General features: G+C 69.9%; 16 protein-coding genes. 11 read left to right on the forward strand and 5 right to left on the reverse strand.

Annotated features, from left to right (window positions below; genetic code table 11):
* Nucleotides 1–76 precede the first annotated feature (76 nt).
* The 8 genes from BXA00_RS03730 (at nt 77) to BXA00_RS03765 (ending at nt 6,814) form a co-directional block, all read left to right on the forward strand.
* On the forward strand, nt 77–1,591 hold the full coding sequence (locus BXA00_RS03730; RefSeq protein ID WP_076516328.1) for a phospholipase D family protein: 1,515 nt from the start codon (nt 77–79) through the stop codon (nt 1,589–1,591).
* A 77-nt stretch (nt 1,592–1,668) separates the two neighbouring features.
* Nucleotides 1,669–2,382 (forward strand): 2OG-Fe(II) oxygenase, encoded by a 714-nt coding sequence (locus tag BXA00_RS03735; RefSeq protein ID WP_076516330.1) that lies wholly within the window; start codon nt 1,669–1,671, stop codon nt 2,380–2,382.
* Nucleotide 2,383: 1 nt separating this feature from the next.
* The gene (gene alkB, locus BXA00_RS03740; protein ID WP_076516332.1) at nt 2,384–3,043 is read left to right on the forward strand and encodes a DNA oxidative demethylase AlkB; all 660 of its coding nucleotides are present in this window, start codon (nt 2,384–2,386) and stop codon (nt 3,041–3,043) included.
* Nucleotides 3,044–3,166: 123 nt separating this feature from the next.
* Complete coding sequence (locus BXA00_RS03745) at nt 3,167–4,180, forward strand: formylglycine-generating enzyme family protein (RefSeq protein WP_076516334.1); 1,014 nt, start codon at nt 3,167–3,169, stop codon at nt 4,178–4,180.
* 61 nt (nt 4,181–4,241) lie between these two features.
* The gene (locus tag BXA00_RS03750; protein WP_076516336.1) at nt 4,242–4,634 is read left to right on the forward strand and encodes a VOC family protein; all 393 of its coding nucleotides are present in this window, start codon (nt 4,242–4,244) and stop codon (nt 4,632–4,634) included.
* 15 nt (nt 4,635–4,649) lie between these two features.
* Complete coding sequence (locus tag BXA00_RS03755; protein ID WP_076516338.1) at nt 4,650–5,459, forward strand: AraC family transcriptional regulator; 810 nt, start codon at nt 4,650–4,652, stop codon at nt 5,457–5,459.
* A 93-nt stretch (nt 5,460–5,552) separates the two neighbouring features.
* Nucleotides 5,553–5,921, forward strand: coding sequence for a cupin domain-containing protein (locus tag BXA00_RS03760; protein ID WP_076516340.1), 369 nt, complete (start codon nt 5,553–5,555; stop codon nt 5,919–5,921).
* Nucleotides 5,922–6,067: 146 nt separating this feature from the next.
* Nucleotides 6,068–6,814, forward strand: a complete 747-nt coding sequence (locus BXA00_RS03765; protein ID WP_076516342.1) for an SDR family oxidoreductase — start codon at nt 6,068–6,070, stop codon at nt 6,812–6,814.
* Between the two features lie 5 nt (nt 6,815–6,819).
* Here BXA00_RS03765 and BXA00_RS03770 read toward each other — a convergent pair whose 3' ends face one another.
* Nucleotides 6,820–7,338 (reverse strand): MgtC/SapB family protein, encoded by a 519-nt coding sequence (locus tag BXA00_RS03770; RefSeq protein WP_076516344.1) that lies wholly within the window; start codon nt 7,336–7,338, stop codon nt 6,820–6,822.
* Nucleotides 7,339–7,508: 170 nt separating this feature from the next.
* Here BXA00_RS03770 and BXA00_RS03775 point away from each other — a divergent pair, with 170 nt between their 5' ends.
* Complete coding sequence (locus BXA00_RS03775; RefSeq protein WP_076516346.1) at nt 7,509–8,291, forward strand: SDR family oxidoreductase; 783 nt, start codon at nt 7,509–7,511, stop codon at nt 8,289–8,291.
* A 22-nt stretch (nt 8,292–8,313) separates the two neighbouring features.
* On the opposite strand, the gene BXA00_RS03780 is transcribed toward BXA00_RS03775, so the two are convergent.
* On the reverse strand, nt 8,314–9,006 hold the full coding sequence (locus BXA00_RS03780; protein ID WP_076516348.1) for an HAD family phosphatase: 693 nt from the start codon (nt 9,004–9,006) through the stop codon (nt 8,314–8,316).
* 158 nt (nt 9,007–9,164) lie between these two features.
* Here BXA00_RS03780 and BXA00_RS03785 point away from each other — a divergent pair, with 158 nt between their 5' ends.
* Nucleotides 9,165–9,827, forward strand: coding sequence for a 2OG-Fe(II) oxygenase (locus BXA00_RS03785; RefSeq protein WP_076521777.1), 663 nt, complete (start codon nt 9,165–9,167; stop codon nt 9,825–9,827).
* Nucleotides 9,828–9,842: 15 nt separating this feature from the next.
* On the opposite strand, the gene BXA00_RS03790 is transcribed toward BXA00_RS03785, so the two are convergent.
* The 3 genes from BXA00_RS03790 to BXA00_RS03800 form a co-directional block, all read right to left on the reverse strand.
* Nucleotides 9,843–12,305, reverse strand: coding sequence for a TonB-dependent receptor (locus BXA00_RS03790; RefSeq protein ID WP_076516351.1), 2,463 nt, complete (start codon nt 12,303–12,305; stop codon nt 9,843–9,845).
* A gap of 96 nt (nt 12,306–12,401) precedes the next feature.
* Nucleotides 12,402–13,370 carry a FecR domain-containing protein gene (locus BXA00_RS03795; protein ID WP_076516353.1) on the reverse strand — a complete coding sequence of 323 codons (969 nt, stop codon included), beginning with the start codon at nt 13,368–13,370 and terminating at the stop codon, nt 12,402–12,404.
* On the reverse strand, nt 13,367–13,888 hold the full coding sequence (locus BXA00_RS03800) for a sigma-70 family RNA polymerase sigma factor (protein ID WP_076516355.1): 522 nt from the start codon (nt 13,886–13,888) through the stop codon (nt 13,367–13,369). The genes BXA00_RS03795 and BXA00_RS03800 overlap by 4 nt, the downstream gene beginning before the upstream one ends.
* A 123-nt stretch (nt 13,889–14,011) precedes the next feature.
* On the opposite strand from BXA00_RS03800, the gene BXA00_RS03805 reads away from it, so the two are divergent.
* Entirely contained in the window at nt 14,012–15,688 is a 1,677-nt protein-coding gene (locus BXA00_RS03805) for an ATP-binding protein (protein WP_231952198.1), read from the forward strand.
* The last annotated feature ends 12 nt before the right edge of the window (nt 15,689–15,700 follow it).

The raw sequence follows: 15,700 nt of genomic DNA on the forward strand, positions 1-15,700 counted from the left end.
GGCAACCGGGACACTAGGAAAGAACCGCGCCGGATTCGGCACAATAGCGGTCATGCCAACGGCCTGACTCCCCTACATGACCTTTCTTTGCGCGTTGACTACCGGTTCCCTCCCCTCGCTGCACGAGCGCAGCGTGTCGCACGCGCTCACCGCTGAAGAAGCCCAGGCCACGCCGCTGGGCCAGGCGATCGCCCCGCTCGTGGCCGCGCATCCCGGCAAATCCGGCATCCATGCCCTGGCCCACCCCCACGACGCCTTCGCCGCGCGCATGATGCTGGCGCGCGCGGCCGAACGCAGCCTGGATGTGCAGTACTACATCTGGCACGACGACATGACGGGCACCATGCTGCTGGAGGCCCTGCACGACGCGGCCGACCGCGGCGTGCGGGTGCGCCTGCTGCTGGACGACAACGGCACGTCCGGGCTGGACCAGACGCTGTCCGCGCTGGACGGCCATCCGAACATCGACGTGCGGCTCTACAACCCTTTCGCGGTGCGCTGGCCCAAGCCGCTGGGCTACCTGACGGATTTTTCCCGCCTGAACCGCCGGATGCACAACAAGTCGTTCACCGCGGACAACCAGGCCACGATCGTCGGCGGGCGCAACATCGGCGACGAGTATTTCGGCGCCACCCATGGCGTGCTGTTCACGGACCTGGACGTGCTGGCCATCGGCGCGGCGGTCGGCGACGTGTCGGCGGACTTCGATCGGTATTGGAGCAGCGATTCCGCGTATCCGGTGTCTGGCCTGCTCAAGAAGGCCGCTTCCAACGAGCTGGACGAGCTGGAGGCCGACGCGGCCACGGTCGAACGATCGCCCGAAGCCGCCGCGTATGCGCAGGCCATGCGCGAGCTGCCGTTCATACGCCAGTTGCTGCGCGGCGAACTTCCCATGGAGTGGACGCAGACGCGCATGGTCAGCGACGACCCGCGCAAGACGCTGGGCACCGCGCCGCGCGAAGCGATGCTGCCGCACCAGCTGCAGGACATCCTGGGCGTGCCGGCCAAGGCGCTGGTGCTGGTGTCGCCCTATTTCGTGCCCACGGCGGCGGGCACGCGCGCGTTCGCCAACATGGCGCGCAATGGCGTCAAGGTGCGGGTGCTGACCAATGCGCTGGAAGCGACCGATGTCGCGGTCGTGCACTCGGGCTACGCCAAGCGCCGCAAGGACCTGCTGGCCGCCGGCGTCGAGCTCTACGAAATGAAGCGGATGGCCCAACCCGTCGAGCGCAACAGGGGATTGGGGCCTTTCGGCAGTTCGGGCTCCAGCCTGCACGCCAAGACCTTTGCCGTGGACGGCGAGCGCGTGTTCGTCGGCTCGTTCAACTTCGACCCCCGCTCGGCGCGCCTGAACACCGAACTGGGCTTTGTCATCAACAGCCCGACGCTGGCGCGGCACATCGAGGACACGTTCGACGACGAGCTTGCCCGCACCGCCTACCGCGTGCGGATCGACGAGATGGGCAAGCTCTACTGGCTGGACACGCGCGACGGCCAGACCGTGCGCCACGACCGCGAGCCGGGCGCCACGCTCTGGCAGCGCCTGACGGTGTGGATCGCGTCGCGGCTGCCGCTGGAGCCTTTGCTGTAAGACTGGCAACAAGCGGAGTGGCCCGCCCGCGCGCAAGGCGTAGACTGGACACGGATTTCAGACATTTTCCGCCCGCCATGACCAAGACGCCCGCCGACGCCCTGCTCGCGCAGTGGGACTGGAGCCGCGCCGCCGCCGACCTGGATGCGCACGGCCACGCCATCCTGCCCGCCCTGTTGACGCCCGCCCAATGCGCCAGCCTGTCCGACGCCTACGGCGCGGACGAACGCTACCGCAGCCGGACCGTGATGGCGCGCCACGGCTTCGGCCGGGGCGAGTACAAGTACTTCCGCTACCCCTTGCCCGACCTGCCCCGGCAGTTGCGCGGCGGGCTGTATCCGCACCTGGCGCCGATCGCCAACCGCTGGAACCGGCAGATGGGGATCGATGTGCAATACCCCGCCGACCATGCGTCATTTCTGGCGCGCTGCCACGCGGCCGGCCAGCGCCGGCCGACGCCGCTGATCCTGCAATACGGACCGGGCGACTACAACTGCCTGCACCAGGACCTGTACGGCGAACACGTTTTTCCCTTGCAGGTGGCCGTGCTGCTGTCCCGGCCTGGCGTGGATTTCACCGGCGGCGAATTCGTCATGACCGAAACCGGCAGCCGCGAGCAGCGCGCCGACGTCCTGCCCCTGCAACAGGGCGATGCCCTGGTCTTTACCGTGAACCAGCGCCCGGTGCCCGGCGCGCGCGGCTGGCGCCGAGTGGCCATGCGCCATGGCGTCAGCGAACTGCGCTCGGGGCGGCGCCACACGCTGGGCCTCATCTTCCACGACGCGGTGTGACATGACCCCGACCCTGGATCTTTTTGGCGGCGACGATCCCGCCCAGCACGGGCGCGTGGCGCTCGGCCCGCAGTCGGTGGTGCTGCGCGGCTATGCGCTGCCGGCGGTGGAGGCGCTGCTGGCCGGCGTGGATGCCGTGACCGCGCAGGCGCCTTTCCGGCAGATGGTGACGCCGGGCGGCTACACGATGTCGGTGGCGCTGACCAACTGCGGCGAACTGGGGTGGACCACGGACGCCCGCGGGTATCGCTACAGCCGCATCGACCCGCAGACCGGCCAACCTTGGCCCGCGATGCCGGACGCCTTCAGGCAACTGGCGCAGGACGCGGCGCGGGAGGCCGGCTTTCCCGGTTTCTCGCCGGATGCGTGCCTGGTCAACCGCTACGAGCCCGGATCGCGCCTGTCGCTGCACCAGGACCGCAACGAACGCGATTACGGCGCGCCCATCGTGTCCGTTTCGCTGGGCATGCCGGCCCTGTTCCTGTTCGGTGGCGACGAGCGCGGGGACAGGGCCGCCCGGGTGCCGCTCTTTCACGGCGACGTCGTCGTCTGGGGCGGGGTGGACCGGCTGCGCTTTCATGGCGTCATGCCCTTGAAAGACCTGCCGCATCCGCGCCTGGGCAGCCGGCGCATCAATTTCACCCTGCGCAAGGCGGGCTAGCCGGCGCCGCGCACCGGCCCCGCGATCCCGCGGTCCGCCACGCAATACGGGTTCGCCGCGTCTGGCGGCGGGAACGCGCCGGCCCTACTATGGCGCTCCCCTCGCCCCGCCCCTCGGAGCCCCATGCGTACCCGCACTGCCCGCGCCCTGCTTTGCGCCCTGCTTTTCGCCCTGATCCGCGCGCCTGCTCTCGCGGCCGCGCCGCCTGCCGTCGTCGAAAACTCCCTGGGCATGACATTCGTGCCCGTGCCGGCCGGCACGTTCCAGATGGGCAGCGACGAGACGCCCCAGGCGCTTGCCGCCGCTTATCCCCACTATCCGCCCGACCGCTACGCCCAGCTCTCGGACGAAGCGCCGGTGCACACCGTGCGCATTACCCGGCCGTTTTATCTGGCGCGCACCGAAGTCACCGTGGGCCAGTTCAGGCGTTTCATCGAAGCCTCCGGCTACGTCCCGGAGTCTGAAGCCGACGGCACGGGCGGCTATGGCTATAACGCCGCCTACGACCCCGAAACCTCCGCCTCCGGCGACGCCTTCGAAGGCCGAGACCGCCGGTACTCCTGGCGCAATCCCGGCTTTGCGCAGGACGACGATCACCCCGTGGTGAACATCAGCTGGAACGACGCCATGGCGCTGGCGCAGTGGCTGACCCGAACCGAAGGCCGCGTCTACCGGCTGCCCACCGAGGCCGAATGGGAATATGCCTGCCGCGCCGGCGCCCGCACGCGCTACCAGAACGGCGACGACCCGGCCGGGATGCCCGACGTGGGCAATGGCTTCGACGCGGACGCCGCCCCCCTGTGGCCGACATGGCAGGTCTACGCCTCGTCCCGCCGCGACGGCAACACATTCACCGCGCCGGTCGCCCGCTACGCCCCCAACGCGTTCGGCCTGTACGACATGCACGGCAACGCCTGGGAATGGGTCTCGGACTGGTACGGCGAGGACTACTACGCCAACTCGCCGACCGACGACCCGCAAGGCCCGGCCACCGGCAACGTGCGCGTGCGCCGCGGCGGCTCCTGGCACACCTGGGCGCTGTACACCCGCGCCTCGTACCGCAACTGGAATACACAGGAAACGCGCTATCCGCTGGTCGGGATGCGCCTGGTGCGCGAGGCCGACCCGGCCGATTGACGATAAAAGGCTGCCCGGTGGGTTAGCATGGCCGCACGATCCATTTGAAGAGAAACCTGACATGCATACGCTGGGCCGTCTCGTCCTGCTTGTGAACGACTACGACACCGCCATCGCCTTCTACCGGGACAAGCTCGGCATGGAGGTTTTTGTCGACATGCCTGTCGGCCAGCAGCGCTATGTGCACCTGCGCCTGCACGATCAGCCCGCGGTCGGCGTGTGGCTGCTGCAGGCCCAGACGCAGGCGCAGCGCGACCGCGTGGGCGACCAGACCGGCGGCCAGCCGGTTGGGGTGTTCTACACCGACGATGTGCTGCGCGACCATGCCCAGTTCGCGGCCAAGGGGGTGCGCTTCACCCGCGACCCCGTGCAAGAGGAAACCGCGGCCTACGCCCACTTCATCGACCTGTACGGCAACGAGTTCGTGCTGGTCCAGTTGAAGCAGCCGGCCTAGCGCCGGGGTCCGGACATGGCGCGCCAACCGTCACGCCAGGACTGGATCCGGCGCGCCGCGCCTTCCAGCCGCCTGGAGCGCATCGAGGCCTATTTCGGCGGCCATGGCTACGACATGCACCGCCACGACACCTACGCCATCGGGCGCACGCTGGCGGGTGTGCAGAGCTTTCACTACCGGCGCGGGCTGCGGCACAGCCTGCCGGGCGGCACCCTCGTGCTGCATCCGGACGAGGCCCACGACGGCCAGGCCGGAACCGAGGCCGGCTTTCACTACCGCATGATCTACGTGGAGCCGGCCCTCATCCAGCAGATCCTGGGCGGCCGGCCGCTGCCTTTCATCCGCGACGGCATCAGCGACGATCCCCGGCTGTACGCGGCCAGCGACGCCCTGCTGCAGGCCACGGGCCAGGCTATCGATCCGCTGCAGGAGGACGACGCCCTCTTCGAACTGGCCCACGCGCTGTGCGCGGCCGCAGGCCGCAAGACGGGCCGGCGCCTGCCCGACCATGCCGCGGCCGAGCGCGCACGGCAGTACGTGCACGCCTCGCTGGGCCAGGCGATCACCTTGGACGACCTGGCGCGCGCGGCGGGCGCCGACCGCTGGCGCCTGTCGCGCGATTTCCGCGCGCTGTTCGGCACCAGCCCCTACCGCTACGTGATGCTGCGCCGCCTGGACCTTGCGCGCCGCCTCATCGCGGCGGGCAGCCCGCTGGCGCAGGCCGCGGCGGACGCCGGATTCACCGATCAAAGCCACCTCACGCGCCGCCATGTGCAGGCGTATGGCATGGCGCCCGACCGCTGGCGGCGGATGCTGCGGGCCTGACGCGCGGCGCCGCCAAAACCTGCTCGATCGTACAAGACGGCCCCCCGTCGCGGGCGTATCGTGAGGGCTTTCCCACCCCACGGCGACGCCCCCATGCCTTCCCCGCACCCCATCAATCTTGCCGCCAAGCTGGCGCTGATCCAGGAACACTGGATGCCCAAGGTCATCGCCGAGATGAACGACTACCAGTTCAAGCTCGTCAAGCTGCAAGGCGAGTTCGTCTGGCACGCGCATGCCGACACGGACGAGACCTTCATCGTCATCCAGGGCCGGCTGCGCATCGCGCTGCGTGACGGCGAGATCGACCTGGGCCCCGGCGAAATGACCGTGATTCCCAAGGGCGTGGAGCACAAGCCCTGTGCGCCCGAGGAAGTCCAGGTCATGCTGATCGAGCCGCGCGGCGTGGTCAACACCGGCGACCAGGGCGGGCCGCGCAGCGCGCCCAACGACGTATGGATCTGAACGTCGGCCTTTGCTAAGGTGGGACCCGGATAAATAAGGCCCGCATCCATGAGGTCCGGGTATTTGAGACTGGGGTATTTGAGGCCCAGTACGTTCGCCCCCGATGCGCAAGGCCATAACACGCAAGGCCAGAACAGGAGAAAACCATGTCCAAAGTCATGCTGGTCACAGGCGGCAGCCGCGGCATCGGCGCCGCCGTCGCCAAGCTGGCCGCCCGCCGCGGCTACGCGGTGGGCGTCAACTATCACGCGAATGCCGATGCCGCCCAGGCCGTCGTGGACGAGATCCAGCGCGGCGGCGGCACGGCCATCGCCATCCAGGGCGACGTCGCGCAGGAAGATCAGGTGATGCGCATGTTCCGCACGCTGGATGAGCGCCTGGGCAGGATCGATGCGCTGGTCAACAACGCCGGCATCCTGGAAAAGCAGATGCGCGTCGAGGAAATGGACGCCGCCCGCCTGCACCGGGTGCTGTCCACCAACGTCGTCGGCGCCTTCCTGTGCGCGCGCGAAGCGGTGCGGCGGATGTCGCCGCGCCATGGCGGCCAGGGCGGCGCCATCGTCAATGTGTCCTCGGCCGCGGCGCGCCTGGGCTCCCCGAATGAATACGTGGACTACGCGGCGTCCAAGGGCGCGATGGACACGCTGACCATCGGCCTGTCCAAGGAAGTCGCGCCCGAAGGCATCCGCGTGAACGGCGTGCGCCCCGGCACGATCTACACCGAGATGCACGCCAGCGGCGGCGAACCCGGCCGCGTCGACCGGCTCAAAAGCGTGATTCCCCTGCGCCGCGGCGGCACCGTCCAGGAGGTGGCCGGCGCAGTCATGTGGCTGTTCTCGGACGAGGCCGGCTATACCAGCGGCTCGTTCATCGAGGTATCGGGCGGCAGTTGAACGGGCTACTTGCCGCCCGTCGAGATCACGCTCTTATCCTGCCCGGCGGAAATGCGCGCCTCGACGCGGCGCAGCACGGCCAGCACGAACAGGGCAATCAGGGTGCTGACCAAGGCGGTGGCCTCGCGCCCCATGCCCGCGGCCACGCCGATGGCGGCCGTCATCCAGATGCTGGCCGAGGTGGTGAGACCGTGGATTTCACGCTCTTGCCCCAGCTTGATGATGGCGCCCGCGCCCAGAAAGCCGATGCCGGCGATGACGCCCTGCAGCACGCGGCTCAGGTCGCCGACGTCCATGCCGCCCTGCAGCGGCACCAGCACGAAGATCGCCGCGCCCAGCGCCACCAGCATATGCGTGCGCAAGCCGGCGGCCTTGCCTTTGAGTTCGCGCTCGTAACCCAGCAGACCGCCCAGCAGGACGGCCATGCCCAAACGGAGCACGATGCGCGTCGCCTCGCCCACGTCGGGGATGTCGGCGAATTCGCTACGCACCGTGGTCCAGATTTCCAGCCAGATTTCCGCCATCGACGATTCCTTGGAGCCGTGAAGCACCGAGCATAGCAGGCGGCGCGGCGATCGCGGCGGACGTCCCGCGTGTCTGATTCTGTCGCATCTCGGGCCGACACGGCACCGCTCATCCGGTTTACAACTCCTGCATGGCCGCGCCGGCCGGCGCGCATCGACAGGAGTTCCACATGGACTTGCAGCTGGCGGGTAAACGCGTGCTCATCACGGGCGCTTCCAAGGGCATCGGCCTGGCCTGCGCGATCGCCTTCGCGCGGGAAGGCGCCGAGCCGATACTGGTCGCGCGCGACGATGCCGCCTTGCATGGCGCCACCGCGGCGATCCGCGAGCAGACGGGCCGGCAGGCCGATGCGGTCACGCTGGACCTGGCCCAGCCCGGCGCGGCGGAACGCCTGTGCAAAGAAGCCGGCCCCGTCGACATCCTGGTGAACAATGCGGGCGCGGTGCCGGGCGGGGCGCTGGACCAGGTGCAGGACGAACGCTGGCGCGCGGGGTGGGAACTGAAGGTGCACGGTTACATCGGCCTGGCGCGCCATTACTACCCCCGGATGCGCGAGGCGGGGTCGGGCGTCATCGCCAACATCATCGGCATGGCGGGCTCGGCCCCGCGCGCCGACTATATCTGCGGCGCGGCGGCCAACGCCTCGCTCATCGCGTTCACGCGGGCGCTGGGCGGGGAGTCGCCGCGCCACGGCGTGCGGGTGTTCGGCGTCAACCCGTCGCGCACGCGCACCGACCGCGTGCTGACCTTGGCGCGGCAGCGCGCGCAGGCGCGCTGGGGCGATGAATCGCGCTGGCAGGACACGCTGTCGGACCTGCCTTTCGGGCGGCTGATGGAGCCGGCCGAGGTGGCCGACATGATCGTGTTCGGGGCCTCGCCCCGCGCGGGCTATCTGAGCGGCACCGTGATCGACCTGGACGGCGGCGAGCAATACGCCCCGCACGGGCGCTGAGGCCCGCGCCGGCCGGCTGGCGTCAGGCAGCCGCCGCCTGCCAGCCCGCCAGCAGCGCCGGCAACTGCCGCATGTCGGTAAAGACATGCGACACGCCCACGCTGCGCAGCGCCTGCGCGCCGCTGTGGCCGAGGTCGCCGGGGCTGTAGCCGAACACGGTGGCGCCCGCGGCCACGCCCGCCGTCGCGCCCGTCACCGTGTCTTCGACGATGGCGCAGCGCGCCGGGTCCACGCCCAGCGCCTGCGCGGCGGCCAGGTACACGTCCGGGAACGGCTTGCTGCGCGGCATTTCGTGACCGCTGAAGACCCGGCCCTCGAAGCAGTCCGCAATGCCCACCTTGGCCAGTTGCAGTTCGACCTTGCGCCGGTCCGCCCCCGAGGCCACGGCGATGCGGCCGTCCAGCGCCTCGTGCAGCGCGCGCACCGCGCCGGGCGCGCCGGGAATCTCGAGCAGATCGCGGTCCAGGGCGTCGTTGCGGCGCTGGCGGAACTGGTCGAACCATGCGGGCGAGATCCGGGCGCCGGTGCGCGCCTCGATCAGCGGCAACTCGTCCTTGACCGCCTTCCCGGTGAAAATCTCCATCGTCTGCGCATGCGTGATGCCCCAGCCCAGTTCATTGAGCATCTCGGTCAGCACGCGGCTGGTGATGGGTTCGGAATCGACCAGGACGCCGTCGCAGTCGAACAGCACGGCGTCAAAGGGAAAATCAGTCATTGCAGGCAGCCGGGGGAGTATCCATGAAGCGGGTAAGCATACTGCACGGCGGCCCGGCCGCCGGACAGCAAGCCGCGGAGTGTCTCCGCGCCGCATCCTGGCTACGCTGTACGTTCGTATCGACGGCGGCGGCTGCCGCCCTGCCCCCCCCCATGACCATGACCACGCCCCCTCACCGGCCGCTCGGCCAATACGATTGGCCCCGCATCGCGCGGGACCTGGATGCGCAGGGCTGGGCGATCCTGCCCGCGCTGTACGCGCCGGACGACGCGCGCGCGCTGGCGCGGCTGCAGGCGTTGGACGGGCCGCTTGCCGATCCCCTCCCGGCGCCGATTGCCCGGCTGCGCGCCGATCTCTACACCCGGCTGCTGCCCGTGGCGCGCGCCTGGGCGCAATCGCTGGGCCAGGACGTTGCGTATCCCGACGACCTGGCCGCCTACGCGCGCCAGAACCGACGGGCCGGTCAATCGCGCGGCCTGACCGCCCTCCGGCGCCTGGCCGCCGGCGGCTACCAGCCGCTGCTGCAGCATGCCGACGGAACCGATGTTTTTCCGCTGCGGCTCATCGTCCTGCTGTCCGAGCCCGGCGTGGACTACACGGGCGGCGAAACCGTCATGACCGAGCAGCGCCCGCGCATGCAGTCGCGCCCGATGGTGCTGCCCCTGGGCCTGGGCGACGCGGCGGTGATCGCGGTATCGCACCGGCCGGTGCGGGGCGCGCAGGGCGTCTACCGCGTGACGGCGCGCCAGGCCATCAGCCGCGTGCGCAGCGGCGAGCGCGTCGGCCTGGACCTGATGCTGCACGACGCGCCGTCGCCGTAGCGCGTTTGCCCGCCCTCAGAAATCCATCGACGCCGACAGCATCACCGTGCGCGGCACGCCCTGGGAAATCGTGCCGTACGACGCCACCCCCGACCAATAGGCGCGGTTGAACACGTTGACCACGTTGGCGCGCAGCGTCACGTCCTTGCCCTGGACCTTGACGGCGTAGCGCGCGCCCAGGTCGAACGTGGTCCATGACGGTACGGACTGCGTGTTGGCCTGGTTGATGTATTCGCGGCCGGTGTAGATCATGCCCCCGGTCAGCGTCAGCCCAGCCACCCACGGCGTATCCCACTCGGCGCCCAGGTTGACCGCGACGGTCGGCACGCCCACCGGCCGATTGCCGCGCGTGGCGGCGCTGTTGGTGCGCGTGAGCTCGCCGTCCAGGAAAGTCACGCCGCCCAGCAGGCGCAGGCCGCGCAGCGGCTCGCCGGACACGTTCAGCTCCAGCCCGCGGTTGCGCTGCTCGCTGTCCGCGGCGTACACGCCGTTGGTGAGCTGGCCGCTGGGCTTGGTGATCTCGAACGCGCTCAGCGTCACCATGGCGCTGTCCAGTTCCACCTTGACGCCCACTTCCTTCTGCCTGGCCTTGTACGGCTTGAAGACCTCGCCCGCATTGGTGGCGGTCGCTGGCGCCACGTCGCCCTTGCTCAGGCCTTCGATGTAATTGGCGTAGAACGAGACATTGCGCCACGGCTTGATGACCAGCCCGGCCAGCGGCGTGGTCGCGCTCTCGTCGTAGCTGACGGTGCGCACGCCGGTCGCGCCATTGAAGTTGCGCGATTCGATGCGCTGGTGGCGCACGCCCAGCGTAAGCTGCGCCCGATCGTCCAGGATGCTCAGCGTGTCGGCCAGCGCCAGCCCGGACAGGTCGGACGACGACACCTTGGGCACGTTGGCCGGCGCGGGGATGTGCTGCGCCGGACGCGTAATCGGATCGTAGATGTTGGACGTCAGCGGCGTGCCGTTCACGCTGGCCTGCAGGTTGCGATCGCTGTACAGGCTGCCCATGACGGTCACCGCGTGGCGCACCGGCCCGGTGTCCAGCTGCGCGCGCAGGCCGGCGTTGTAGGTGCTGCGGTTGACCTGGAAGCGGAAGTTGTTCGGCGTCACCACCGTGTCGCCGGCTTCGTTCACGATGGTGGGCGTCTGGTCCGACAGGCGCGAGACGAAGGTGTCCGAGCCGCCCGCGTCGGCAAACACCGTCAGGCGGTCGCTGATGTCGTACTCCACGCGCAGCAGCGCCGACTCGCCGTCCGATTTCCACCAGCCCCAGGGCTGGGTGGCGTTGCGGCGGCCATCGGGCGCGCGCGGCACGGCGATGCCGGGCGCGACCAGGAACGGCCGCGTCGGGGTGTCGATCTTTTCATGCTGGGTCAGCAGGTCCAGCGAGGCGCGCAGCCGCTCGCCCTGGTAATCCAGCGACAGCGCGCCGATGCTCGTGCGCGAGTTCATGTTGTCCAGCGGCGTATCGCCCTGCCGGTGCATGCCGTTGACCCGCACGCCCCATTCGCCGGCGTCGCCGAAGCGGCGGCTCAGGTCCACGCGGGCGCCGAATTGCGAATCAGCCATGTAGTCGGCCGACACGCGGGTCAGGTCGTCGGGCAGCGACCGCTTGGGCACCATATTGATCACGCCGCCCACGCCGCTGTTGGGGGACATGCCGTACAGCAGCGCCGCCGGCCCCTTCAGCACTTCCACGCGCTCGATGTAGTCGGTGAAGACGTGGTAGTTGGGCGCCACGCCATAGACGCCGTCGAACGCGATCTCGCCCAGGTTGCCCTCGCCGATGGGAAAGCCGCGGATGTAGAACGAGTCGGTCACGCCGCCGATCTGGCCGGTAAAGCGCACGGACGGCTCGACAGTCAGCGCGTCGGCCAGGGTCACGGCCTGGCGATTCGCCAGCAGGTCGGACGTATAGCTGGTGACGTTGAACGGCGTGTCCATCACATCGCGGTTGCCCAGCAGGCCGAGCCGGGCGCCGCGGGCGACCTGTCCGCCGGCGAATTCGACCGGCAACGTGGACGGTCCCACGCCCGCGCCATCCACGGTGACCGCGGGCAGCAGGGTGGCCTCGCCCGCGGCGGCCGGCAGTTTGCGCAATGCATACGCCCCGCCGCCCTGTTCCGACAGGGCAACGCCAGAGCCGGCCAGCAGGCGGGCAAAGCCCTCGCGCACGGAGTAGGCGCCCTGCAGGCCGTCGCTGTGCAGGCCCGCGACCATTGCGGGGTCGAACGACAGCGGCACACCCGCCGCGGCCGCGAACTGCGCCAGGACGTCGCCCAGCGGGCCCGCCGCGATGGCATACGACTTGCGCGCGGCGGCAGCGGCGGGCTCGGCCGCCTGCGCCAGCGCCGGCGCGCCCGCAACGGCCAGCAGCGCCAGTCCCAGGCCGGCGGCGCGGGCCAGGGCCGCGGCGGGCGACAGGACGGCGCGGACGCGGGGCGGGCGCGGCGATCGGGAGATTCGGATAACCATGAAACGATCCTTCGTGGGTGTCGGGGTGGCGCGCGTGTCGCGACGGTTCACCCGGTACACCGGACGAAGCGGAAAAAAGTGTCAGGCCATCGGCGATTAATTTGTAACCGCGGCGCGCGGCCCCACCGTCGTCCACAACGGCGTCATCCGGCTCACCCTGACCGGCAGCGTCTTTTCCAGCAGGCGCAGGCTGGCGTCGATGTCATTCAGCGGGAAGGCGCCCGACACCCGCAGCCCCGCCACCGCGGGATCGCACCGCAGCACGCCCCGCCGATAGCGGGCCAGTTCATCCACCAGATCCGCCAGCCGCCAATTGCGCGCGGCCAGCATGCCGTCCACCCACGACGCCGCCGCGCCGTCGGCGGCAACCGGCGCCGCGGCCTCGCGCGCGGTGAAGACGGTCTGCTCGCCCGCCGCCAGCACCAGGCCCGAATCCGTCCGGGCGGGCTGGACCTGCACCGCGCCGTCGAACACCGCGACGCGGACACGGCCGCCTTCTTCCCGGACCAGGAAGCGCGTGCCCAGCGCGCGCAGGCTGCCCTGCGCGGTCTGCACGACGAAGGGGCGGTGGACCGGCGCAGGATCGCGCCCTGTCGTCAGCAGGATTTCGCCGCCGCGCAGCCAGAGGACACGCTGCGTGGGGCTGTAGTCGACATCGACGGCGCTGCCGGTGTTCAGCACCAGCTCGGTCCCATCGGCCAGCGCCACGCGGCGCTGCTCGCCCGTCGCCGTGCGCAGGTCCGCGCGCCATTCGCGCCAGGGCAGTTCGCGCGCGCCCATCCACGCCGCGGGTCCCAGCACCAGCAACCCAGCCAACGCGCGCAAGGCCTGCCGGCGTGCGGCGCGGTCGGCCTGGCGCAACGCCTGCCCGCCCAGGCGCGGCGGCACCTGGCCGAAGCCGCGCAGCATCGCCTCGACGCGCTGCCAGGCGGCTTCGTGCGCGGCGCTGCGCGCGCGCCAGCGGTCGAAGGCCGCGCGGTCCGCCACCGACAGGGTCTCGGATTGCAAGCGCACCAGCCAGCCGGCCGCTTCCTGCAGGATGGCGGGGTCGATGGCCGCGTTCACGGCGCGTCCGCCTGGTAGGCGATCAGGCAGGCGGCGAACGCGGCCTGCATGTGGCGCTTCACGGTGGACAGCGATACGCGCTGCGTCCGCGCGATCTCCTCATAACCCATGCCATCAAACTGCGACATCAGGAAAGCCTCGCGCGTGCGGGCTGACAGCGAACGCAGGGCGGCATCGATGGCGTGCAGCGTTTCCAGGATGAGTGCGCGCGCCTCCGGCGACGGCGCCTCGGCCGCGGGCAATTGCGCCACCGCGGCGAGATACGCGTCTTCCACCGCGCGGCGGCGCCAGTGATCCGCCACCAGGCCCTTGGCGATGTGGGTCAGCAGCGCGCGCGGCTCGGCGCCCGCCTCCTGCCTGCGCCGTCCGGCCATCAGCCGCACGAACGTGTCGTGCGCCAGATCGGCGGCATCGAAAGAACTGCCCAGCTTTCCGCGCAACCACGTCGCCAGCCAGCCGTGGTGTTCTCGATAAAGCTTCGTGACGTTATCGGCGCAGGAAGATTGCGGCGCAGGCAAGGCGCACCTCGGACCATATGCAAATAGGAATTATTTTTATTTTATACGAGCCTGCCGAGCGGCGCTGGCGTGCCCACGTCCCGGGGGGCGGTGGGATAGAATCGATCACTTCCAGCCACGTAGATGAGCGCCATGCAGAACGACCCGTCCATGCCTCGTTTTCTTGCCAGCGGTGGAGAAATGGGCGTACGGGTCGGCGTCCATGACTGGGCGGCCACGCCGCTGGGTCCCCTCTCCACCTGGCCCGCCTCCCTGCGCATCGCCGCGGGCATGGTGCTGTCATCCCGGTTCCCGGCCTGCCTGGTCTGGGGCCCCGAGCTGATCTCCCTCTACAACGATGCCTTCGTGCCCATCCTGGGCGCCAAGCCGGACGCGTTGGGCCGCCCGTTCAACGAGGTCTGGCACGAAGCCTGGCCGCTGATCGGCCCCATCGCGGAACGCGCCTTCGCGGGCGAGCCCACCTTCATCGAAGACTACGCGCTGGAAATCCAGCGCTACGGCCGCGCGGAGATGGCAAGTTTCACGTTCTGCTATAGCCCGGTGCGCGACGAAGACGGCAAGGTGGTCGGGATGATCGACACGGTCATCGAGACCACTGCCCGCATCGGCGCCGAGAAGGCGCAGGCCGACGCGCTGCGCCTGACCGAAGAGGCGCTGCGCCAGAGCCAGAAGATGGAAGCGGTGGGACAGCTTGCGGGCGGGGTGGCGCATGACTTCAACAATCTGCTGACCGGCATTTCGGGCAGCCTGGAACTGCTGAGCCAGCGCGTCGCGCAGGGCCGGCTCAACGAGCTGGAGCGCCACATCGCGGTGGCGAAAAGCAGCGCCACGAAGGCCGGCGTCCTCACGCGCCGCCTGCTGACCTTTTCCCGCCACCATCCGCTCGAGCGCCGGGCCGTGGACATCAACCAGGTCATCGGCGACATGGAGGATCTGATCCGGCGCAGCGCCGGCGCGGCGGTCACGCTGGAACTGGAGTGCGACCGCGGGCTGTGGCCCGTCTGGATCGACTCGCACCAGCTCGAGAACGCGCTGCTGAACCTGTGCCTGAATGCCCGCGACGCCATGTCCTCCAGCGGCGCCTTGCGCATCGAGACGCGCAAAGTCGCCCTGCCCACCGGCGCCACGCGCGAGTTCCGGATCGAGGCCGGCGATTACGTCCTGCTGCGCGTGTCCGACGCGGGCTGCGGCATGACGCCCGAGATCGTGCAGCGCATGTTCGAGCCCTTCTACACCACCAAGCCGGCTGAACGGGGCACCGGGCTGGGGCTGTCGCTGGTGCACGACTTCGTCCGGCAATCGGGCGGGCATGTGCACGTGCGTTCGCAGCCGGGACAGGGCACGGACATCGACCTGTATTTTCCGCGCCATGGCGGGGCGGCGATGGAGCCCCCGGCGGCCTTGCCGGCGGCAACGGCCGAGCCGCCCCGGGTCTCCCAGGGCGAAACGGTGCTGCTGGCCGAAGACGACGCCGCGGTGCGCGAAGTCACGGCCGAAGTCCTGAAAGAAATGGGCTATACCGTGCTCGAAGTGACAGACGGGGCCAGCGCCCTCAAGCACCTGAACGCCAACGCACGGATCGATCTGCTGGTCTGCGATCTGGCGCTGCCGGGCGGCATGAACGGACGCCGGGTCGCCGAAATGGGCCAGGCGCTGCGGCCCGGCATGAAAGTGCTGTTCATCACGGGCTATGGCGAAAGCGCCGAAGGCGCCAATGCGCCCGTGTCAGGCGCCCCCCTGCTGCTCAAGCCCTACACCCTGGACGACCTGATGCGCGAGGTGCACGCGCTGATGCGCTGATGTGCTGACCCG

This window comes from Achromobacter sp. MFA1 R4, from assembly GCF_900156745.1.
GTDB lineage: Bacteria > Pseudomonadota > Gammaproteobacteria > Burkholderiales > Burkholderiaceae_B > Achromobacter.

Bases quoted from the DNA above. Each gene is read 5' to 3' on its own strand.
- BXA00_RS03750 (WP_076516336.1), top strand. From the start codon at position 4,242: ATGCATACGCTGGGCCGTCTCGTCCTGCTTGTGAACGACTACGACACC.
- BXA00_RS03755 (WP_076516338.1), top strand. From the start codon at position 4,650: ATGGCGCGCCAACCGTCACGCCAGGACTGGATCCGGCGCGCCGCGCCT.
- BXA00_RS03805 (WP_231952198.1), top strand. From the start codon at position 14,012: ATGAGCGCCATGCAGAACGACCCGTCCATGCCTCGTTTTCTTGCCAGC.
- BXA00_RS03735 (WP_076516330.1), top strand. From the start codon at position 1,669: ATGACCAAGACGCCCGCCGACGCCCTGCTCGCGCAGTGGGACTGGAGC.
- BXA00_RS03730 (WP_076516328.1), top strand. From the start codon at position 77: ATGACCTTTCTTTGCGCGTTGACTACCGGTTCCCTCCCCTCGCTGCAC.
- alkB (WP_076516332.1), top strand. From the start codon at position 2,384: ATGACCCCGACCCTGGATCTTTTTGGCGGCGACGATCCCGCCCAGCAC.
- BXA00_RS03775 (WP_076516346.1), top strand. From the start codon at position 7,509: ATGGACTTGCAGCTGGCGGGTAAACGCGTGCTCATCACGGGCGCTTCC.
- BXA00_RS03765 (WP_076516342.1), top strand. From the start codon at position 6,068: ATGTCCAAAGTCATGCTGGTCACAGGCGGCAGCCGCGGCATCGGCGCC.
- BXA00_RS03785 (WP_076521777.1), top strand. From the start codon at position 9,165: ATGACCACGCCCCCTCACCGGCCGCTCGGCCAATACGATTGGCCCCGC.
- BXA00_RS03760 (WP_076516340.1), top strand. From the start codon at position 5,553: ATGCCTTCCCCGCACCCCATCAATCTTGCCGCCAAGCTGGCGCTGATC.
- BXA00_RS03780 (WP_076516348.1), bottom strand. From the start codon at position 9,006: ATGACTGATTTTCCCTTTGACGCCGTGCTGTTCGACTGCGACGGCGTC.
- BXA00_RS03790 (WP_076516351.1), bottom strand. From the start codon at position 12,305: ATGGTTATCCGAATCTCCCGATCGCCGCGCCCGCCCCGCGTCCGCGCC.
- BXA00_RS03770 (WP_076516344.1), bottom strand. From the start codon at position 7,338: ATGGCGGAAATCTGGCTGGAAATCTGGACCACGGTGCGTAGCGAATTC.
- BXA00_RS03745 (WP_076516334.1), top strand. From the start codon at position 3,167: ATGCGTACCCGCACTGCCCGCGCCCTGCTTTGCGCCCTGCTTTTCGCC.